18 protein-coding genes are annotated in these 21,067 nt (G+C 67.2%); all 18 read right to left on the minus strand.

The window, feature by feature from the left end:
- Positions 1–16: 16 nt before the first annotated feature.
- The 18 genes from astE to QSJ95_RS11520 all read right to left on the minus strand — a co-directional run bounded on the left by astE (position 17) and on the right by QSJ95_RS11520 (position 20,976).
- The gene (astE, locus tag QSJ95_RS11435; protein WP_043314241.1) at positions 17–1,015 is read right to left on the minus strand and encodes a succinylglutamate desuccinylase; all 999 of its coding nucleotides are present in this window, start codon (positions 1,013–1,015) and stop codon (positions 17–19) included.
- Positions 1,016–1,066: 51 nt separating this feature from the next.
- Positions 1,067–1,348 (minus strand): hypothetical protein, encoded by a 282-nt coding sequence (locus QSJ95_RS11440; protein WP_009620763.1) that lies wholly within the window; start codon positions 1,346–1,348, stop codon positions 1,067–1,069.
- 5 nt (positions 1,349–1,353) lie between these two features.
- Positions 1,354–2,700: an N-succinylarginine dihydrolase gene (gene astB, locus QSJ95_RS11445; protein WP_285642465.1), complete on the minus strand. Its 1,347-nt coding sequence runs from the start codon at positions 2,698–2,700 to the stop codon at positions 1,354–1,356.
- Positions 2,700–4,163 (minus strand): succinylglutamate-semialdehyde dehydrogenase, encoded by a 1,464-nt coding sequence (gene astD / locus QSJ95_RS11450; protein ID WP_285642466.1) that lies wholly within the window; start codon positions 4,161–4,163, stop codon positions 2,700–2,702. Before astD ends, astB begins: the two co-directional genes overlap by 1 nt.
- 28 nt (positions 4,164–4,191) lie before the next feature.
- Positions 4,192–5,211, minus strand: coding sequence for an arginine N-succinyltransferase (astA, locus tag QSJ95_RS11455; protein ID WP_043267706.1), 1,020 nt, complete (start codon positions 5,209–5,211; stop codon positions 4,192–4,194).
- 90 nt (positions 5,212–5,301) lie between these two features.
- Entirely contained in the window at positions 5,302–6,318 is a 1,017-nt protein-coding gene (gene aruF / locus QSJ95_RS11460) for an arginine/ornithine succinyltransferase subunit alpha (RefSeq protein WP_043267708.1), read from the minus strand.
- A 159-nt stretch (positions 6,319–6,477) separates the two neighbouring features.
- The gene (locus QSJ95_RS11465; RefSeq protein ID WP_285642469.1) at positions 6,478–7,698 is read right to left on the minus strand and encodes an aspartate aminotransferase family protein; all 1,221 of its coding nucleotides are present in this window, start codon (positions 7,696–7,698) and stop codon (positions 6,478–6,480) included.
- A gap of 645 nt (positions 7,699–8,343) precedes the next feature.
- Positions 8,344–9,327: a transcriptional regulator ArgR gene (gene argR / locus QSJ95_RS11470; protein ID WP_089391831.1), complete on the minus strand. Its 984-nt coding sequence runs from the start codon at positions 9,325–9,327 to the stop codon at positions 8,344–8,346.
- Between the two features lie 34 nt (positions 9,328–9,361).
- On the minus strand, positions 9,362–10,126 hold the full coding sequence (gene aotP, locus QSJ95_RS11475) for an arginine/ornithine transport ATP-binding protein AotP (RefSeq protein WP_009620746.1): 765 nt from the start codon (positions 10,124–10,126) through the stop codon (positions 9,362–9,364).
- Positions 10,127–10,141: 15 nt separating this feature from the next.
- Positions 10,142–11,254 (minus strand): succinylglutamate desuccinylase/aspartoacylase family protein, encoded by a 1,113-nt coding sequence (locus QSJ95_RS11480; RefSeq protein WP_285642473.1) that lies wholly within the window; start codon positions 11,252–11,254, stop codon positions 10,142–10,144.
- 16 nt (positions 11,255–11,270) lie between these two features.
- A complete protein-coding gene (locus QSJ95_RS11485) occupies positions 11,271–11,969 on the minus strand; it encodes an ABC transporter permease (RefSeq protein WP_285642474.1) in 699 nt (232 codons plus the stop codon).
- Positions 11,970–11,982: 13 nt separating this feature from the next.
- A complete protein-coding gene (locus tag QSJ95_RS11490; RefSeq protein WP_009620741.1) occupies positions 11,983–12,672 on the minus strand; it encodes an ABC transporter permease in 690 nt (229 codons plus the stop codon).
- 425 nt (positions 12,673–13,097) lie between these two features.
- Complete coding sequence (gene aotJ, locus QSJ95_RS11495; protein ID WP_009620740.1) at positions 13,098–13,877, minus strand: L-arginine-binding protein AotJ; 780 nt, start codon at positions 13,875–13,877, stop codon at positions 13,098–13,100.
- A gap of 835 nt (positions 13,878–14,712) precedes the next feature.
- On the minus strand, positions 14,713–16,668 hold the full coding sequence (gene acs / locus QSJ95_RS11500) for an acetate--CoA ligase (protein WP_058070230.1): 1,956 nt from the start codon (positions 16,666–16,668) through the stop codon (positions 14,713–14,715).
- Positions 16,669–16,817: 149 nt separating this feature from the next.
- On the minus strand, positions 16,818–18,098 hold the full coding sequence (gene dctM, locus QSJ95_RS11505) for a C4-dicarboxylate TRAP transporter large permease protein DctM (protein ID WP_043267724.1): 1,281 nt from the start codon (positions 18,096–18,098) through the stop codon (positions 16,818–16,820).
- Complete coding sequence (locus tag QSJ95_RS11510; RefSeq protein ID WP_285642477.1) at positions 18,095–18,727, minus strand: TRAP transporter small permease; 633 nt, start codon at positions 18,725–18,727, stop codon at positions 18,095–18,097. The genes dctM and QSJ95_RS11510 overlap by 4 nt, the downstream gene beginning before the upstream one ends.
- Before the next feature lie 82 nt (positions 18,728–18,809).
- Positions 18,810–19,805, minus strand: a complete 996-nt coding sequence (locus QSJ95_RS11515) for a TRAP transporter substrate-binding protein (protein ID WP_285642479.1) — start codon at positions 19,803–19,805, stop codon at positions 18,810–18,812.
- A 223-nt stretch (positions 19,806–20,028) separates the two neighbouring features.
- Positions 20,029–20,976 carry a LysR family transcriptional regulator gene (locus QSJ95_RS11520; RefSeq protein WP_043267728.1) on the minus strand — a complete coding sequence of 316 codons (948 nt, stop codon included), beginning with the start codon at positions 20,974–20,976 and terminating at the stop codon, positions 20,029–20,031.
- Between the last annotated feature and the right edge of the window lie 91 nt (positions 20,977–21,067).

Genomic DNA, 21,067 nt, shown 5'->3' on the forward strand with positions numbered 1-21,067 from the left:
CCCGAGCGCCAGGCGCTCAGAGCTTGGTGGGCACCACGAGAATGCCGGCGCGCAGGCCGTTCCGCACCCGCGGGTTGGGGAAGATGATGCGCGCGCCTTTCTCTTCGACGATCCAGCGGGTACCGCCGATGTCCTCGGCTAGCAGGTAGCCGTGGTCCAGCTCGGTGAAGTTGTCCACGGCGTCGTCCAGGTGCAGGCGGAAGTGGTCGCTGTGCTTGATCACCTCGCGGGACACGGCGAACAGCTGCAGGCCGTCCAGCCCGCCCTCCTCCACCGGCGCCTCGCTGCCGTCGACCAGCACCTGCAGCAGCGCCTCCAGGCGGCCCAGGTTGACCACCTGGTTCTGCCCGAACGGCCGCGCCTTGCCCAGTTCCAGGGTGAAGGCCTCGGCGCCCAGGCGGCTGTAGGTGTAGGAGCTGAAGGTGATGCCGGTCTTGTTCTGCAGCAGCACCGCGTCTATCCCGGCGCTGCGCAGGCGCGCCAGCTCCGCGCGGGAATGCTCGCGGCCCTCGCTCCAGGGGTAGAGGGCGAACTGCTCGATCTTCGAGCCGCGGATCGCCGTGTGCAGGTCGTAGTGCAGGCGCTGGCGGCCGTCGCGGGCGAAGAAGGCCGCGGCCAGGCGTTCCAGCTCGGCGGCGCGCAGGGCCTCGCTGCCGCTGCCGTCCTCGTGGCGGCCGCAGAACAGGCGGTTGATGTCCTGTTCCAGGTAGCGCTCGCCACGGCGCATGGCCTCCGGGTTGCCGAGCAGGAACAGCAGGCGCGCCGCCGGCTTCAGCTCGCCGCGGGCGATGCGCTGGACCAGGCGGTCGAGCAGTTCGATGGGCGCCGTCTCGTTGCCGTGGATGCCGGCCGAGAGCAGCAGGTCCAGGCCGTTGTCGCGGCCGCTGGCGGGGGTCACCTCGAGGGCGCCTTCGGCCAGCCAGTGCAGGCGCGTGCCGTCGGCGGTGAGCTGGATCTTCTCGGTCGGCTCGCGACCGACGAGGGTCAGGTCGAGCAGCTTGCCCAGTGCTAGCATGCGCGGGTCTCCCGGTTGGCCGCCGGCACCTGCGGGCGGCGGCCCCTGCGATCAGTGATGGTCACATCCACAGTCTGGACCATGTTCGTGGACTTCGGCGGCCTCCAGCTCCAGGCTCAGGCTGAGCTGGTTGACCGCCTGCGGGCGGACCACCAGCAGCGGCACCTCGGTGTCCTCCTCGAAGGACTCGGCGTAGATCAGCAGGCCGCCCTTGCCGTCGGCCTCCAGCCACAGGTCGCGGCCCTCCAGGCGGATGGCCAGGCGGGCGCTGTGGGTCTCGCGACGGGCGCCGGTGGCGTCTTCGAGGATCAGCGGGAGGCTTTCGGTGGTCATGATGTTCAACTCATCTGGAAGGGATAGACGGAGCCCAGTTTAAGGATCCGGCTCAGTTCATCCAATGCCGTCCGGCACTCCACCAGCAACTGCGGGTCGGCCAGGTCGGCTTCGGACAGGCGGTCGCGGTAGTGCTTGTCGACCCAGGCCACCAGGGTGTCGTACAGCGCCGGGGTCATGACCACGCCCGGGTTCACCGCGGCCAGCTCGGCCTCGTTGAGCGCCACGCGCAGGCGCAGGCAGGCCGGGCCGCCGCCGTTCTGCATGCTCTGCTTGAGGTCGAAGACCTTCACTTCGCGGATCGGCCCGCCCTCGGCAGTCAGGCGCGACAGGTAGTTCCACACGCGCTCGTTCTGCCGGCACTCTTCCGGGACGATCAGCAGCATGCTGCCGTCGGCGCGGCTGAGCAGTTGGCTGTTGAACAGGTAGGACCTGACCGCGTCTTCCACGCTCACCTGGTCGCCCGGCACGCAGACCGGCTGGAAGCGTCCGCCGCGGCGGCCCAGCTTGGCGTCCAGCTCGGCCAGTACCTTGTCGGTGTCGAGGAAGGCGTCCTGGTGGTAGAACAGCACCTCGCCGTTGCCCACGGAAATCACGTCGTTGTGGAACACACCCTGGTCGATCACCGCCGGGTTCTGCTGGGCGTAGACCACGCCCTCCTCGCCCAGGCCGTGCAGGCGGGCCACCGCCTGGCAGGCTTCGAGGGTCTGCCGCGCCGGGTAGCGCTGCGGCGCCGGGAAGCGGCTGTCGAAGGCGCTGCGGCCGAACACGAAGAACTCCACGCCGGCCTCGCCGTAGCCCTTGCAGAAGCGCGTGTGGTTGGCCGCGCCCTCGTCGCCGAACTGCGCCACCGCCGGCAGCGCCGCGTGGTGGGCGAAGTGTTTCTCGTCGCGGAACATGGCGCCGAGGATGCGGCTGGTGACCGGGTGCTCGATGGAGCGGTGGAACTTGCAGTTCAGGTTCGCCGCGGTGAAGTGCACGCGGCCATCGGCGGTGTCCGCGCTGGGGCTGACGGTGGCGGCGTTGGCCGTCCACATGCAGGAGGCCGAGCTGACCGCGGCGAGCAGCGGCATGGCTTCCTTCGCCGCCTTGGCGATCACCTCGGCATCGCTGCCGCTGAAGCCGAGGGCTCGCAGCGAGGCCACGGCCGGGCGTTCCTGCGGGGCGAGCACACCCTGCTTGAAGCCCATTTCCATCAGCGCCTTCATCTTCGCCAGGCCCTGCTTGGCGGCTTCCTTCGGGTTGGACGCCACCTGGCTGTTGCTCTGCGAGGCGACGTTGCCGTAGGACAGGCCACCATAGTTGTGCGTCGGGCCGACAAGACCGTCGAAGTTCATTTCATGGGCGGTCATCACAGGCTCACTCCCGGAGTCAGGGTTGCAGGCAGGGCAAGGCTTTCGCTTTCCAGCGAGGCCACCGGATAGGCGCAGTAGTCGGCGGCGTAGTAAGCGCTCGGGCGGTGGTTGCCGGAGGCGCCGATACCGCCGAAGGGCGCGCTGCTGGCGGCGCCGGTCAGTTGCTTGTTCCAGTTGACGATGCCGGCGCGGCTGTCGAGCAGGAAGCCCTCGAAGCGCTCGCGGGAATCGGACAGCAGGCCGGCGGCCAGGCCGTACTGGGTGGCGTTGGCTTCGCGCACGGCTTCGTCGAAATCGCCGTAGCGGATGACCTGCAGCAGCGGGCCGAAGAATTCTTCGTCCGGGCGCTGCGCCACGCCGCTCACGTCGAGGATGCCGGGGGTCAGCAGGGCCGCGCCTTCCAGCGGCTGGGACATGGCCAGCAGGGCCACGGCGCCGTTGGCCAGCAGCTGTTCCTGGGCCTTGAGCAGGTGCTCGGCGGCGGCCAGGGAGATCACCGAGCCCATGAAGGGCGCCGGCTGTTCGTCGAAGCGGCCGACCTTGATGCTCGCGGTCACCGCCACCAGGCGCGCCAGCAGGGCGTCGCCCCACTCGCCCGCCGGCACCAGCAGGCGCCGCGCGCAGGTGCAGCGCTGGCCGGCGGAGATGAAGGCGGACTGGATGATGGTGTAGACGGCGGCGTCGATGTCCTTCACTTCATCGACGATCAGCGGGTTGTTGCCGCCCATCTCCAGCGCCAGGATCTTCTGCGGCTGGCCGCCGAACTGGCTGTGCAGCAGGTTGCCGGTGCGGCTGGAGCCGGTGAAGAACAGGCCGTCGATGTCCGCGTGCGCAGCCAGGGCCACGCCGGTGTCGCGGGCGCCCTGCACCAGGTTGAGCACGCCCGCCGGCAGGCCGGCGTCGATCCAGGCGCGGACGGTCAGCTCGGCGACCTTGGGCGTCAGTTCGCTGGGCTTGAAGATCACGCAGTTGCCGGCCAGCAGCGCCGGCACTATATGGCCGTTGGGCAGGTGGCCGGGGAAGTTGTAGGGGCCGAACACCGCGACCACTCCGTGCGGCTTGTGGCGCAGCACGGCAGTGGCGTCGGCCAGCGGGCCGCTCTTGATGCCGGTGCGCTCGCGGTAGGCCTGGACCGAGATGGCCACCTTGTTGACCATGCTGGTGACTTCGGTGCCGGCTTCCCACAGCGGCTTGCCGGTTTCCTCGCCGATCGCCCGGGCCAGCTCGTCGCTGCGCGCCTTGAGGGTGGCGGCGAAGGTTTCCAGCACGACGATGCGCTCTTCCAGCGGACGCCGCGCCCAGGCCGGGAAGGCGGCGCGGGCGGCGGCCACGGCGGCGTCGACCTGTGCAGCGCTGGCGGCGCGGCCGCTCCAGACCACGGCCTGGCTGACCGGGTCGAGGGATTCCAGGGTAGCGCCCTCGCCCGCCTGCCACTGGCCGGCGATGTAGTGGGTAGTCATCTCTTGTTCTCCTCCGATCCGCGCGGGATCAGCGTTTTCCGGCGGACAGCGGCACCGCGCGCACCGAGGCGCCGGCGGACAGGCGCAGGCGCTTGGCGGTCTGCGCGTCGACCACCAGGGAGCCGGCGGCGACCCGCGCCGGGGCCGCGGCGATGCGGCATTCCTCGCGCTTGCGGTTGTGGATCAGGTAAGGCTCGGCGTCGTCGCCGGGCGTGCCGATGGCCAGCACCAGTGCCTGGCTGTCGGCGATGGCGCGGATCTTCTCGGTCGGCGCCTCGATAGCCGGGCCTGCGTCGAAGATGTCGACGTAGCCCTGGTAGCTGAAGCCCTCGGCCTTGAGCATGGCCAGCGCCGGCTCGGTGTCCGGGTGCACGCGGCCGATCACGTTGCGCGCCTCTTCCGAGAGGAAGCAGGTGTACAGCGGGAATTTCGGCATCAGTTCGGCGATGAAGGCCTTGTTGCCGACGCCGGTCAGGTAGTCCGCCTGGCTGAATTCCATCTTGAAGAAGTGCCGGCCCAGGCTTTCCCAGAACGGCGAGCGGCCGTCGGCGTCGGACATGCCGCGCATCTCGGCGATCACCTTGTCGCCGAACAGCTCGCGGAACTCGGCGATGAACAGGAAGCGCGCCTTGGACAGCAAGCGGCCGTTGAGGCCCGTGCGGTGGTCGGCATGCAGGAACAGCGAGCACAGCTCGGACTGCCCGGTGAGGTCGTTGGCCAGGAACAGCGTGGGGATCTCGCGGTGGATGCCCAGTTCCTGGGAGGCGCTGACGGTGAGGCCGACGCGATAGTTGTACCAGGGCTCGCGCAGGCCGACGGCGCCGGCCACGGCGGAGATGCCGACGACCTTGCCGGCATCGTCCTCGAGGACGAACAGGTAGTCGGCGTCGGCGCGCTCGGCTTCGCCGCGGAAGGCCTTCTCGGCCCAGCCGACGCGGTGCGCCAGGCGCTGTTCGTTGGCCGGCAGCGTGGTCAGCCCGGTGCCGGTGCTGCGCGCCAGTTCGATGAGGGCCGGCAGGTCGGCGCTGGTGACAGGACGAACGATCATATTCACTCCGTTCAAGCTATGAGCCGGAAGCCGGAAGCTGGAAGTTGAAAGCGCTGAGCCTCCAGCTTCCGGCTTCTGGCTTCCAGCTCGTTAAACCGCTACCAGACGCACGCTGGCGCCTTCGCCGATGCCCAGGGCCTCGGCGGTTTCGGCGCTGAGGGTCACCGGCTTGCCGGGCACCCAGTCCAGCTCGGCGACCAGGGCGCGGTAGTCCTGCAGCAGGCCGTTGGTGACCAGGTAGCTGCGGGTGGCCTTGGGCACCTCGCCGATGCGCACCGGCACCAGGCGGCTCTGGGCGATGGAGCGGATGCCCGAGGTGCGCGCATGCAGGGTCGGGCCGCCATCGAAGATGTCGATGTAGTTGTCGGTCTCGAAGCCTTCGCGCATCAGGATGTCGAAGGTGATCTGCGCCCGCGGGTGCACCTGGCCCATGGCTTCCTGGGCCTCGTCCGGCAGCAGCGGCACGTAGATCGGGTAGTGCGGCATCAGCTCGGCGAGGAAGGTGCGGCTCTTCAGGCCCGAGAGCTTCTCGGCCTCGCTGTAGTTGAGGTCGAAGAAGTTGCGCCCCACGGCGTTCCAGAACGGCGATTCGCCCTGCTCGTCGCTGTAGCCGACGATCTCGGTGACCACGGCGTCGGCGAAGCGCTCCGGGTGGCTGGCCATGAACAGCAGGCGGCCGCGGGAGTTGAGCTCGGCGATGGGCGTGTTCACCAGCTCGCGCTGCACGTAGAAGCTGGTCAGCAGGCTGTTGCCGGTGAGGTCGTGGCACAGCGAGAGGACGTGGATCTTGTTGTGGATCTTCAGCTCGCGGGAGGCGTGCACGAAGGTCTCGTTGCGGAAGCTGTAGAAGGGCTCGGAGAAGCCGGCCGAGGCGACTATGGCCGAGCAGCCGACCAGTTGCCCGGTCTGCGTGTCCTCGAGGACGAAGAAGTAGCTTTCCTCGCCGTTGTAGCTGACTTCGGCGGCGAACGAGGCCTCCGAGGCCAGGATCTTTTCCTTCAGCCGTTCCGCGTCGTCCGGCAGCGACGTGACGCCGACCGGGCTGTCCGCGGCGAGACGCTGCACCTGCTGCAGGTCGGCCGCTTGGGCGGGGCGCATCACCAGCATGGCGTCACTCCTCTAACCAGACAAAACCATATGAACTTCCCCTTCGCGTCGCGGGCACGGCACAGCCTGCGCCAACGCATTCGGGGCCTGCGAAAAACGGCCGGGCAAGCCGGCCGCATCGAACCGGCGCCGGCGGGGTGCCCGGCGCCGTACTGCGGATCAGCCGCGGGTGAGCTTGGCCACCGCGCGCGCTAGGCGATCCAGGCCTTCGTCGATGTCGGCGTCGTCGATCACCAGGCTGGGCGCGAAGCGCACCACGTCCGGGCCGGCCTGGAGGATCATCAGGCCTTCCTTCTCGGCGGCGTTGAACACATCCTTGGCCTTGCCCTTCCAGGCATCGGCCAGCACCGCGCCGATCAGCAGGCCGAGGCCGCGGACCTGGGTGAAGATGCCGTATTCCCGGCCAAGCTTCTCCAGGCGCGCCTTGAAGCGCTCGTGCTTGGCGCGCACGCCTTCGAGCACCTCGGGCGTATTGATCACGTCGAAGGCCGCGCCGGCCACCGCGCAGGCCAGCGGGTTGCCGCCGTAGGTGGTGCCGTGGGTGCCGACGACCAGGTGTTCGGCGATCTTCGCGGTGGTCAGCATGGCGCCGATGGGGAAGCCGCCGCCCAGGCTCTTGGCGCTGGAAAGGATGTCCGGGACCACGCCGTAGTGCTGGTAGGCGTAAAGGTAGCCGGTACGGCCGAAACCGCTCTGCACTTCGTCGAAGATCAGCAGCGCGCCGTTGTCGTCGCACAGCTTGCGCACGCCTTCCAGGTAGGCCTTGTCGGCCGGCAGCACGCCGCTCTCGCCCTGCACCGGCTCGATGATGACCGCGCAGGTCTTGTCCGAGATGGCGGCCTTGAGCGCATCCAGGTCGTTGAACGGGATGTGGGTGATGCCTTCGACCTTCGGCCCGAAGCCGTCGGAATACTTGGCCTGGCCGCCGACGTTGACGGTGAACAGGGTGCGGCCGTGGAAGCTGTTGACCATCGAGATGATCTCGTACTTCTGCGGGCCGTAGACGTCGTGGGCGTAACGGCGCGCCAGCTTGAGCGCGGCCTCGTTGGCCTCGGCGCCGGAGTTGGCGAAGAACACCCGCTCGGCGAAGGTGGCGCCGATCAGCTTCTGCGCCAGGCGCAGGGCCGGCTCGTTGGTGAACACGTTGGATACGTGCCAGATCCTGTTGGCCTGCTCGGCCAGCGCGCCCACCAGCGCCGGGTGGCAGTGGCCCAGGGAGTTCACGGCGATGCCACCGGCGAAGTCCACCAGCTCGCGGCCGCTCTGGTCCCAGACTCGCGAACCCTGCCCACGCACCGGAATGAAAGCGGCCGGGGAGTAGTTGGGGACCATCAGCTGGTCGAAGTCGGAGCGTTGTACCTGAGCGTGCGGAGCGGACATCGGTGTTCTCCTGCCTGGTGAGGCGGCTATCGATGGAAGGATTGTAGGGACGAAAAACCGGTTGGCATTGCCGCCAAGCGACAACTTCTTATAGCGCCAACCCGTGGATTTCCGAGGCTTTCGGAAATGCGACAGAAAGCGTCGGTAAGGCGCAGTGTAAAGCCAGGGCGGGCCTGCGGGTACAAGGCGCGGGGGAATTTGTTCGATGGTCGGACGGGGGAAGGTTGGGTGGGGTTTTCGTGGGAGCGAGAGGACGCCTGGCCCTTCCCCTTCGGGGCGTTCGGCGGTGCCGGGAAATCCCGATTGTTCGCGAGCAAGCTCGCTCCTACGAAAAGCCCACGCAGCACCGCGCTTGCTCTTGTAGGTGCGAGCTTGCTCGCGAAGGGGATTCCCCGGTGGCTACGGTGCCTTGGCTCGGCTCCGCCCCTCTCCCTAACCCTCTCCCTGAAGGGAGAGGGGACCGTTGGGCAGGGCTGGATGTTCTGGCGTCAGCCGGCAACGCCAAATATCGCCGACTGAAACCTGGCCTCCTCTCGGCACGGACGGCTCCCTCTCCCTTCAGGGCGGGGCGCGCAGCCGAGGGCTAGGGAGAGGGAACGCGGCCACGCCCAACACCAGCGTAACCGGGAGCCTCCCCCACTCAGCTCACCCCCGCTCCCCAGGCCCCGGCGCACCATCGGCAGCCCCCTGCCCACGACGCTGGTTCCGGTCCTCACGAGGGGTAACGCCAAAGAAATTACGGTAAGCACTGGAGAAGTGCGGCCCACTGGAGAACCCGCAGGACAGGCCAATCTGGATGATCGACTTGCTGGTCTGCATGAGCATCTGCCGCGCGCGGTTCAGGCGCAGTTCCAGGTAGTACTGGCTGGGCACGCGGGTCAGGTACTGCTTGAAGATGCGCTCCAGCTGGCGACGCGACACGCAGACGTGCTGGGCGATCTCGTCGGTGGTCAGCGGCTCTTCGATGTTCGCTTCCATCAGCAGCACCGCCTGGGTGAGCTTCGGGTGGCTGGAGCCGAGGCGGTTCTTCAGCGGGATGCGCTGGCGCTCGCTGCCCTCGCGGATGCGCTCGACCACCAGCTCCTCGGACACCGCGCCGGCCAGTTCCGCGCCGTGGTCGCGGGACAGCACCGCCAGCAGCAGGTCGAGCACGGCCATGCCGCCGCAGGCGCTGAGGCGGTCGCGGTCCCACTCGAACAGGTGGTTGGTGGCGATGACCTTGGGGTAGCGCTCGGTGAAGTCGTCGTGCCAGCGCCAGTGCACCGCGGCGCGGTAGCCGTCGAGCAGGCCGAGCTGGGCCAGCGGGTAGATGCCGGCGGACAGCGCGCCGACGCTGGCGCCACCGCGGGCCAGTTGCTTGAGCGCGGCGGCCAGCGGCGCGGAAACCTGCTGCGGCGCCTCGTCGGCGACCAGGAAGACGCGCTGGCACTGCTCCAGCACGCCCTGCCAGGCCTGCCCCGGCAGGCGCCAGCCTTCGCCCTCGGCGGGTTGCTCGGCGTTCATGAACACCGGGTCGTAGAGCGCTTCGGGGTGCAGGCGCCGGGCGACCCGCAGGGCCTCCTCGGCGAGCGCCAGGGTCAGCGCGCGGGTCTGGGGCCAGAGCAGGAAACCGATGCGTTGGGCAGTCATGCGGAGGCTTCTGTCGACTTCGTCGGGGGACAGCTTACTTCAAGCTGCCGGAAAGGAACTGCTTGAGGCGGTCCGATTGAGGATTTGCCAGGACTTCCTTCGGGCAACCGCGCTCTTCCACCAGGCCCTTGTGCAGGAACACCAGCTGGTTGGAGACCTCGCGGGCGAAGCCCATCTCGTGGGTCACCACCACCATGGTGCGGCCTTCCTGGGCCAGGTCCTGCATGACCTTGAGCACTTCGCCGACCAGCTCCGGGTCCAGCGCCGAGGTCGGCTCGTCGAACAGCATCACCTCCGGTTCCATGGCCAGGGCGCGGGCGATGGCCACGCGCTGCTGCTCGCCGCCGCTCATGTGCGCCGGGTAGGCGTCCTTGCGGTGCGCCACGCCGACCTTGGCCAGGTAGTGCTCGGCCTTCTCCAGGGCTTCCTTCTTCGACACGCCGAGCACGTGCACGGGCGCCTCGATGACGTTGTCCAGGGCGCTCATGTGCGACCACAGGTTGAAGTGCTGGAACACCATCGACAGGCGCGAGCGCATGCGCTGCAGCTGACGGGTGTCGGCGGCCTTGAGCGCGCCGTCCTTGTTCGGCACCAGCTTCAGCTCCTCGCCGTTGAGCAGGATCTTGCCGGCGTGGGGCTGCTCCAGCAGGTTGATGCAGCGCAGGAAGGTGCTCTTGCCCGAGCCGGAGGAGCCGATGATGCTGATCACGTCGCCCGCTTTCGCCGCCAGGGAAACGCCCTTGAGCACTTCGTGGGTGCCGTAGCGCTTGTGCAGGTCTTGGATTTCCAGTTTGTACATGTCGGTTACTCGAATTCAGTCGTTGATCAGCCGGCCCGTACGGAACGGCTCGCGCCCGGCCACCTTGGCCATCCAGTGTCCCGCCAGCGCGTAGCGCCCCCGCTCCAGGGCGAAGAGCACGCCGGCGGTTCCGGCGCACACGGTGCTGACCTTGTCGTTCAACGGGTCCACCACCTCGAACAGCGCCTCGCCCTTCTCCACCCAGTCGCCGGCGCGGCGCAGGAAGCTGACCACCCCGGCATGGGGCGCGGCGAGGTATTCGGTGCCCTCGAAGGGCATGCCTTCGCAGCATTCGGCCGGCGCTTGCGGCCATTCGCCGGCGATCAGCCCCTGTTCGGCGAGGAAGGCCAGGATCGCCTCGGCGTTGTCGCGCGCCTGCTCGACGCGGGTATCGCCCATGCTGCCCAGCTCGACTGTGGTGGCCATGCATGCCGCAGGCACGGCGGCCTGTGGATAAGCACGGGCCAGGCGCAGCCAGGGCAGCGAGCAGGATTCGTCGAAGGAGTTGCCACCGGAGTCCTCGGCCAGCAGCGCCACGCCCGCCTTCAGCCGTGCAGCGAGGGAGCGCCATTGCGGCCAGTGCTGGGGAATGGCGTAGAGGTGGATGCAGGCCTCGAAGTCGCAGTGCAGGTCGAGCACCACGTCGGCGTCGCAGGCATGGCGCAGCAGCAGGCGCTGCATGGCTTGCAGCTCGGAGGTGGCCGGCGCCAGCGCGTCGAGGACTTCGCGCATGTGCTGGCGGATCAGTTGCACGTTGGCCTCGGCATCGGCGCCCAGTTGGCCGGCGATGCGTGGCTCGACCAGGGATGCCAGGTCGACGAAGCCGCGGTTGAAGTTCTGCCCGCTGTTCGCCTCGAAACGCCCGAGATGGCTGGCTTGCAGCCACTGGTCGAGGCCGATGGGGTTGGCCACCGGCACCAGCTCGACCGTGCCCAGCAGGCGGCCTTCGGCCTCCAGCGCGGCCAGGCGCAGCTTCAGCTCCCAGGCGGTGCGCATGCCCGGCAGCTCGTCGGCGTGCAGGCTGGCCTGGATGTAGGCCTTGCGCGGGCCGGCGCCGTAGCGGAACAGGCTCAGGCGGCGTTCGCTGCCGAGGCTGGCGCAGGGCAACAGGTGATCGATGCGTTGCATGTTCCCCTCCTCCGCCTCAGTGCTTGCGCGGCGCCAGGTAGGCCAGCCAGCGGCGTTCGGCGGCCTTGAACAGGCGCACCAGGATCAGCGTCAGGATCAGGTAGAAGACCCCGGCGGTGATGAAGGCCTCGAACGGCAGGTAGTACTGCGAGTTCACGGTACGCGCGGCGCCGGTGATGTCCACCAGGGTGACGATGGAAGCCAGGCTGGTGGTCTGCAGCATCATGATCACCTCGTTGCTGTACTGCGGCAGCGCGCGGCGCAGCGCCGAGGGCAGGAGGATGCGGCGGTACATTTTCAGGCGCGACATGCCCATGGCCTTGGCCGCCTCGATCTCGCCATGGGGCGTGGCCTTGAGGCTGCCGGCGAGGATTTCCGCGGTGTAGGCGCTGGTGTTGATGGCGAAGGCCAGGCAGGCGCAGAAGCTGGCATTGGACAGCCAGGGCCAGAACACGCTGTTGCGCACCGTCTCGAACTGGGCCAGGCCGTAGTAGATCAGGAACAGCTGCACCAGCATGGGCGTGCCGCGGATCACGTAGGTGTAGAGCCAGGCCGGCAGGTTCACCGCCGGGCGCTTGGACACCCGCATCAGCGCCAGCGGCACGGCCAGCAGCAGGCCCACGGCCAGGGAGATCAGCAGCAGCTTGAGGGTCACCAGCAGGCCGCTGAAGTACAGCGGCAGGTTTTCCCAGATGACGGTGTAGTCGAAGATCATCGCGTGGCTCCCCTTACAAATCCGCGACCTTGACGCCCACCGAGTAGCGGCGCTCGAGCAAGCGCAGCAACAGCAGCGAGACGCTGGTCACCACCAGGTAGAGGGCGGCGACGAACAGGTACCAGGTGAACGGCTCGCGGGTGGCGTCCGCGGCCTGCTTGGCCTTGAACATCATGTCCTGCAGGCTGACCACCGAGATCAGCGCTGTGGCCTTGACCAGCACCAGCCAGTTGTTGGTGAAGCCGGGGATGGCCAGGCGGATCATCTGCGGCACCTGCACGCGGAAGAACACCTGCAGGTGGCTCATGCCGTAGGCGAAACCGGCCTCGGCCTGACCCTTGGGGATGGCCATGAAGGCGCCGCGGAAGGTTTCCGAGAGGTAGGCGCCGAAGATGAAGCCGAGGGTGCCGACGCCGACGACGAAGGGGTTGAGGTCGATGTAGTCGTCGTGGCCCAGCAGCGGCGCGACGCGGTTCACTAGGTCCTGGCCGCCGTAGAAGATCAGCAGGATCAGCACCAGGTCGGGTACGCCGCGGATCACCGTGGAGTAGGCGTCGCCGCACCAGGCCAGCCACCTGACCGGCGACAGGCGGAAGGCCGCGCCGACCAGGCCGAGCACCGCCGCCAGGGCCATCGACAACAGGGCGAGCTGGAGGGTCAGCCAGGCACCATCGACGATGGTGGCCGCGTAACCGTTGAACATGGTCAGCACCTCATGCAACCGCTCGCCGCAGCGGCGAACGCAGAACGACGGGCCACGGAGCCCGGGAAAACCGGCCGCGGTCGCCCAGCGTCCGCCGCCCAATAAAAAAGTGGCACAAACAGCAGGGACCGTTACCGTTTCGTCACGGCCGCGACGGAACAATTTTTTGCGCGGGGCAAGGTGCACGCGTCACGGCTCGGTCATCCCAGATGAACAGCGAGCGAGGCCCCCGCACAAAAAATAGCCCGTCCCTTCGGGTTGCGCGGCAAATGACGCCATGCGTCGTTGCGGGATTTGGCAAGGGAACACCATTGCCTGCATCCCGCGCCTAGCCTGGCGTCATTTGTCGCAGCAACGCAACTCGCGCCGAAACGGCAACGGTCCCCGGGCCTCGGCCCGGGTTTGCGCCACTTTCCAGTCAGGGATCAGTTCGAGCCGTAGACGTCGAACTTGAAGTACTTGTCCTGGACCTGCTTGTACTTGCCGTTGGCGCGCAGCGCGGCGATGGCCGCGTTGAACTTGCCGGCCAGGGCGCTATCGCCCTTGCGCACGGCGATGCCCACGCCTTCGCCGAAGTACTTCTCGTCGGTCAGTTGCGGGCCGACGAAGGCGAAGCCCTTGCCGGCGTCGGTCTTGAGGAAGCCGTCGTCGAGGTTGACCGAGTCGGCGACCACCGCGTTCACGCGGCCGGCCACCAAGTCCATGTTGGCTTCCTGCTGGGAGTTGTAGCGCACCACTTCCACGCCGGCCGGGGTCAGCTCGCCGGAAGCGTAGCGATCCGCGGTGCTGCCGCGCAGCACGCCGACCTTCTTGCCCTTGAGGTCGGTCAGCGGGTCGTTCAGCGCCGAGCCTTCCTTCATCACGTAGCGGGCCGGGGTGTTGTAGTACTTGTTGGTGAAGTCCACGGACTTCTTGCGCTCGTCGGTGATGGTCATCGACGAGAGGATGGCGTCGATCTTGCGCACTTTCAGCGCCGGGATCAGGCCGTCGAATTCCTGCTCGACCCAGGTGCACTTGACCTTCATCTCTTCGCACAGGGCGTTACCGATGTCGACGTCGAAGCCGGCCAGCTGGCCATCGGGGGTCTTGAAGGAGAACGGCGGGTAGGCCGCTTCGATGCCGATACGCACGGGCTTGTCGTCGGCGTGGGCCATAGCGGTGATAGCGGAGAGCGCCAGCGCGCCGAGAAGTGCGAACTTCTTCATCAGTAACTCCTTCGAGGGTAGGACTTCGATTGGCAGGAGAAAGGGGTTGGCCCAGGCTGCCCGTGCAGAAGTGAAGGTTATTGTCGTCTGCGCGCATTGCCGTGGCGGGTTTCTCGTGGAAAACCACGCCATCCAGGGTGAGCGGCATTCTAGCGACAGCCCCTGGGCGGTTATTTCTTCAATGCGACAACTAATTATAGAAGCACCGGAGAGCGGGCTCCGACATCTTGACGGGGCGGATTTTAGGTGATCAAGGCGGGAAGAGTAAAACCAATTTTCATTGCAGGTATCGAGCCAATTAATGGACACCTCAATGAATACGCGGCCTCCAGCCTGGGGTAGTTTTCTGGAGTTCAGAAAAGGCGCATAGAAAGCGTGCGAAATGTTTCCAGGCGCCTCATTTTGTCGCAGCGTGGCGGGAGGTGTTACCGCATGCCATTCGGCGTCGGGCATCAACCTGTAGGAGCGGGCCCTGCCCGCGATTCGCGCGCAGGGCGCGCTCCTACATGGGAATGGCGTGGGTGGGGTGGCGTAGCGGATCTCATCCGCGAATCGCGCCGGGACGGTCGGCTATCGCGGACAAGGTCCGCTCCTACAGTTCCAGGGAAGCCCCGTAGGATGGGTTGAGCGAAGCGATACCCATCACCGCCACCGCATGGGTTTCGCAAGCTCAACCCATCCTACGAAGAGCACCTCGGCGCAGCCGGCAAGACAGTTGCTCCTACGTTACAGGCGAGCATGGCTCCTACGAAGAGCATTCTGGCTCGGTCTGTCCTACAGTGGAAGAAAGAAAAACGCCCCGGCAAGCCGGGGCGTTTTTCGTTGCGGAGGCGGATCAGGCGGCTTTCATCGCCCGGTGGGTGTCCACCAGGTGCTGCACCACGCCCGGGTCGGCCAGGGTGGAGATGTCGCCCAGGGCGTCGTACTCGGCGGTGGCGATCTTGCGCAGGATGCGGCGCATGATCTTGCCCGAGCGGGTCTTCGGCAGGCCCGGGGCCCACTGGATGACGTCCGGGGTGGCGATCGGGCCGATCTCCTTGCGCACCCAGGCCTTGAGTTCCTGGCGCAGTTGCTCGCTGGCTTCCTCGCCGGCGTTCAGCGTGACGTAGACGTAGATGCCCTGCCCCTTGATGTCGTGCGGCACGCCGACCACCGCGGCCTCGGCCACTTTCGGGTGGGCGACCATGGCGCTCTCGATCTCGGCGGTGCCCATGCGGTGCCCGGAGACGTTGAGTACGTCGTCGACGCGGCCGGTGATCCAGTAGTAGCCATCCTCGTCGCGGCGGGCGCCGTCGCCGGTGAAGTACATGCCCTTGAAGGTCTTGAAGTAGGTGTCGACGAAGCGGTCGTGATCGCCGTACAGGGTGCGCGCCTGGCCCGGCCAGGAGTCGAGGATCACCAGGTTGCCCTCGGCCGCGCCCTCGATGATGTTGCCCAGGTTGTCCACCAGCGCCGGCACCACGCCGAAGAACGGCTTGGCGGCGGAGCCCGGCTTCAGCGCGTGGGCGCCCGGCAGCGGGGTCATCAGGCAGGCGCCGGTCTCGGTCTGCCACCAGGTGTCGACGATCGGGCAGCGCGACTGGCCGACGGTCTCGTAGTACCACTGCCAGGCTTCCGGGTTGATCGGTTCGCCCACCGAGCCCAGCAGGCGCAGGCTGGAACCGTCGGCGCCTTCGACCGCGGCCTTGCCCTCGGCCATCATGGCGCGGATGGCGGTGGGCGCGGTGTAGAGGATATTGACCTTGTGCTTGTCGACGATTTTGGCGACGCGGGTGATGTCCGGGTAGTTCGGCACGCCTTCGAACAGCACGGTGGTGGCGCCGTTGGCCAGCGGGCCGTAGACCACGTAGCTGTGGCCGGTGACCCAGCCGATGTCGGCGGTGCACCAGAAGACCTCGCCAGGGCGGTAGTCGAATACCCGCTCATGGGTCAGCGAGGCGTACACCAGGTAGCCGCCGGTGGTGTGCAGCACACCCTTGGGCTTGCCGGTGGAGCCGGAGGTGTAGAGGATGAACAGCGGGTCCTCGGCGCCCATTTCCTTGGGTGCGCAGGTGGTGCCGGCGACCTTCATCAGGTCTTCGTACCAGACGTCGCGGTGCGCGTTCCACTTGATGTCCGAACCGGTGCGCTTGCAGACGATGATCTTCTGCACGCTGTTGGTTTCCGGGTTGGTCAGGGCGTCGTCGACGTTGGCCTTGAGCGGGGTCTTCTTGCCGCCGCGCACGCCTTCGTCGGCGGTGATCACGATCTTCGAGCGGCAGTCGATGATGCGCCCGGCCAGGGCTTCGGGGGAGAAGCCGCCGAACACCACGGAGTGGATGGCGCCGATGCGGGTGCAGGCGAGCATGGCCACCACGGCTTCCGGGATCATCGGCATGTAGATGGTCACCACGTCGCCGCGGTGCACGTCCTGGCCGCGCAGGGCGTTGGCGAACTTGCAGACCTGCTCGTGCAACTGGCGGTAGGTGATTTCCTGGTGCTCGGACGGGTCGTCGCCTTCCCAGATGATCGCCAACTGGTCGCCGCGCTCGGCGAGGTGCCGGTCCAGGCAGTTGTAGGAAACGTTGAGCGTGCCGTCGGCAAACCACTTGATGTCGACGTGGTGGTCGTCGAAGGAGGTCTGCTTGACCTTGGTGAAGGGCTTGATCCACTCCACCCGCTGGGCCTGCTCGCGCCAGAAGCCGTCGGGGTTGACCACCGACTGCTGGTACAGCTTCTTGTAGCTGGCTTCGTCGGTCAGGGTATTGGCGGCCACTTCGGGACGCACGGGATACACGGATGCCGCACTCATGACGCATTACCTCGGTTCGGAGTGTTGTTCTTGTTGGGACCAAGTTGTAACGGCCGGGGTGCGCAGGGACCATACGACCATGGTCTTACCAATCCTTAGTCGTAGTGATAGGCCCCATCAGCCCGGCCGACGGGGCCTGCGGCAATGCGTCACATGCCCAGCGCCTGCGGCAGCGCGAGGGAGATGAAGGGCACGTAGGTGACCAGGATCAGGAACAGCAGCAGGATCATCAGCCAGGGCGTCGCCGCGCGGACCACCCCGGTCAGCGGCATGCCGGTCACCGCCGAGGTGACGAACAGGTTGAGGCCGACCGGCGGGGTGATCAGGCCGATCTCCATGTTCACCACCATGATGATGCCCAGGTGGATCGGGTCGATGCCCAGCTGCATGGCGATCGGGAACAGGATCGGCGCCAGGATCAGGATGATCGCCGAGGGTTCCATGAAGGCCCCGGCCACCAGCAGCACCAGGTTCACCACCAGCAGGAACTGCCAGGGCCTGAAGCCCTGGTCCAGGACCCAGGCGGTGATCTGCTGGGGAATCTGCTCGGTGGTCAGCACGTGGGCGAAGAGCATGGCGTTGGCGATGATGAACATCAGCATGATCGACAGCTTGCCCGACTCCAGCAGCACCCGCGGCACTTCGCGGATGCGCAGGTCCCGGTACACGAAGATCGCCACCAGGCCGGCATAGACCGCCGCCACCGCGGCCGCCTCGGTCGGGGTGAACATCCCGGTGTAGATGCCGCCGAGGATGATCACGATCAGCAGCAGGCCCCAGAGCGCCTCGCGGGCCGAGCGCAGCCATTCGCCCAGGCTGGCCCGCGGCAGCGCCGGCAGCTTGCGGTAGCGCGCCACCAGGTAGATCGCCACCATCAGCACCACGCCCAGCAGTATCCCGGGGATCACGCCGGCCATGAACAGTTTGCCCACCGACTGCTCCGTGGCGGCGGCGTACACCACCATGACGATCGACGGCGGGATGAGGATGCCCAGGGTGCCGGCGTTGCAGATGATGCCGGCGCCGAACGCCTGCGGGTAGCCGGAGCGGACCATGCCGGCGATGGCGATGGAACCGACCGCGGCCACGGTGGCGGGGCTCGAGCCGGACAAGGCGGCGAACAGCATGCACGCCAGCACTGCGCCTATGGCCAGCCCGCCGCGGATGTGGCCGACGCAGGCATTGGCGAAGTCGATCAGCCGGCGGGCCACGCCGCCGGTGGTCATGAAGGCGCCGGACAGCAGGAAGAACGGGATCGCCAGCAGCGTGTAGTGCTCGCTGGTCTCGAACAGCTTGATCGCCAGCGAGCGCACCGAGTCGGGGCTGAACAGCATGATGGTGATCGAGCCGGCCAGGCCGAGCGAAGCGGCGATCGGCACGCCGATGAACATCAGTACGAAGAGCAGGAGGAACAGGAACAGAACGGTCATTGGCTGCGGCCCTCGTCTTCCTTGACCTTCAGTGCGTCGGCGGCTTCGTCGGCGAGCCCCAGGCCGGTCTGCTGGCCGCGCAGGATGCGCACGAGGATCTCGAGGAAGCGGATGAACACCAGGGCGTAGCCCAGCGGCACGATCAACGCGATGTGCCATTGGCGCACGCCATAGTGGCCCAGGTCCTCGGCGCCGATGCCGGCGATGAACAGGGTGCGCACCCAGTCGAAGCTGCCGACGGCGATCAGCCCGGCATACCCCAGGCAGCACAGGCAGGCGACCAGGCCGATGAGGCGTTGCAGCGGGCGCGGCGCGAGCCGGACCAGGGCGTCGACACCGATGTGGCCGGCGGTGCGCACGCCATAGGCCAGGCCGAAGAAGATCAGCCAGGCGAACAGCGCCTTGGTCAGGGCGACGCTCCAGGTCATGGACTGGGCCAGGCCGATGATGAAGTCGCCGATGGCGAACAGCGTTTCGCTGCCGGCCTCCCAGCGGTCGGCCAGGCTGTAGAACGGGGTGTAGAGGTTGTTGAGGATCACGTAGACGAAGGTGACCAGGGTCATGGCCGCCAGCAGGAAGGCGATGAAGCCCTCCTCGAAGTGATCCCAGGCGCGCCGAAGGGCCGTCATGGAAGTCTCCGTAGGCTGTGGTGGTGGGCTCGTGCGGGTGCTGCGGGCGCGGGCGGCGAACGCTGCCCCGCCCGCGCGTGGCTCAACCCTGGTTGGCGTCCTGGGCGGCCTTGATCAGGTCGGCGCCGATGTCGCCCTCGAACTTCTTCCACACCGGCTGCATCGCCTCGCGCCAGTCGGCGCGCTGCTGCGGGGTCAGTTCGATGATCTCGGAGGTGCCGGAGGCGGCGATCGCCTTCTTGGCGTCCTGGTTGAGCTTCTCGGCGTGCTGGTTCACCGACACCGTGACCTCGTCGAGGATCGCCTGCAACTGGGTGCGGATGTCCGCCGGCAAGCCGTTCCAGAACCTGGTGTTGGTGATGACCATGTAGTCGATCAGGCCGTGATCGGACTCGGTCATGTATTTCTGTACCTCGTTGACCTTCTGGCTCTCGTAGTTCGACCAGGTGTTCTCGGTGCCGTTGACCACGCCGGTCTGCAGGCCCTGGTAGACCTCGGCGAAGGACATCTTGCGCGGATTGGCGCGCACCGCCTTGAACTGCTCCTCCAGCACCGCGGAGGCCTGCACGCGGAACTTCAGGCCGCGGGCATCGCGGGGCTCGCGCAGCGGCTTGTTGGCCGACATGACCTTCAGGCCGTTGTGCCAGTAGGCCAGGCCGGTGATGCCCTTGTCCTCCATCGAGGTCAGCAGCTTGCGTCCGGCCGGGCCGGCCTGGAAGCGGTCGACGGCGGCCATGTCGTCGAATAGGAACGGCAGGTCGAAGATCTGCAACGGCTTGGCGTACTGCTCGAACTTGGCCAGCGACGGCGCCAGCATCTGCACGTCGCCCAGCAGCAGCGCCTCCATCTCCTTGCCGTCGCCGAACAGCGAGGAGTTCGGGTACACCTCCACCCGCACCTTGCCGGGCAGGCGCTCCTCGGCCAGCTTCTTGAACAGCAGCGCGCCCTGGCCCTTGGGCGTGTTGTCCGCGACCACGTGGGCGAACTTGATCACCACAGGGGCATCGGCAGCGTGCGCCATAGCGGCGCCAAGCACCATCAGGGCGCCCAGCAGCGCCCGCAGCTTCGAACCAAACATTGCTTCACCCTCGGTTTGTTCTTGTATCGGTGAGACCGGCCGCCGGGCGGCCTGGGCAACCCAGACTGACGCAGCGGCAGCGTTCGGTGAATTCACCTTTTCCCAAGGCAGCGTTCGGCAGATCGGAATGCGGCTACGAAAAGTCCCACAACCGGCCGTGGTGAGGCATTTGTGAAAAAGTACGCCGCCCGGGCGGGCGGCGCGATTCAGGCGGCCTGGCGCCTCAGTTGGGCAGGCGCGCGCTGTGTTCGAGCATCAGTTGCTCGTCCTCGGCGAGCATGCCGGGGATGCAGTCGCGGAGGAATTCGACCCAGGTGCGGATCTTCGCATCGAGGAACTGCCGCGACGGGTAGAGCGCGTAGATGTTCAGGTGGAACAGGCTGTAGCCGGGCATCACCCGCACCAGGCTGCCGTTGCGCAGGCCCTCCACCGCCGAGTACACCGGCAGCGCGCCTATGCCCATGCCGGCCACCACCGCCTCGGTCAGGGCATCGGCGGTGTTGACCTGGAAGTGGGTGTGGTCGATGTGCGCCAGCTCCTCGCCGTCCGGGCCGTGGAACAGCCACTTATCCAGCGACATCACGCTGTTCACCAGGCGCAGGCAGCGGTGCGCGGCCAGTTCCGCCGGCACCTTGGGCGAGCCATGTCGCGTCACGTAGGCGGGCGCCGCGCAGAGCACGCTGTGGGTCTGCCCCAGGCGCTTGGAGACGAAGCCGGAGTCGGGCAGCTCGGGGGCGATCACCACCGAGATGTCGTAGCCCTCGTCGAGGATGTCGGTGGTGCGGTTGGCCAAGGTCAGGTCGAAGCTGACTTCCGAGTACATCTCGCAGTACTGGGAGATCGCCTTGATCAGGTAGTGCTGGCCGATGCCGGTCATGGCATGCACCTTGAGCTTGCCGGCCGGGCGCGAGTGGGCGTCGCTGGCCTCGGCCTCGGCTTCCTCGATGTAGCCGAGGATCTGCTGGCAGCGCAGCAGGTAGCGCTGGCCGGCCTCGGTGAGGGCGATGCGGCGGGTGGTACGGTGCAGCAGGCGGGTACGCAGGTGGGCTTCGAGCTTGGCCACGGTACGCGAGACGTAGGCCGTGGTGAGGTCCATGCGCTGGGCGGCGGCGGTGAAGCTGCCGGTCTCGGCGACACAGACGAAGGCACGCATGTTGTGCAGCAGGTCCATCATTTCTCCTGAGAGCCTGTCCGCGCGCCGTGCCGGGCGATGCCGGCTACAGCAAAGTCTTGTTACAGATTCGCGACAGGCGGCGAATTGT

Source organism: Pseudomonas sp. NBRC 100443 (genome assembly GCF_030268185.1).
Lineage (GTDB): Bacteria > Pseudomonadota > Gammaproteobacteria > Pseudomonadales > Pseudomonadaceae > Pseudomonas > Pseudomonas citronellolis.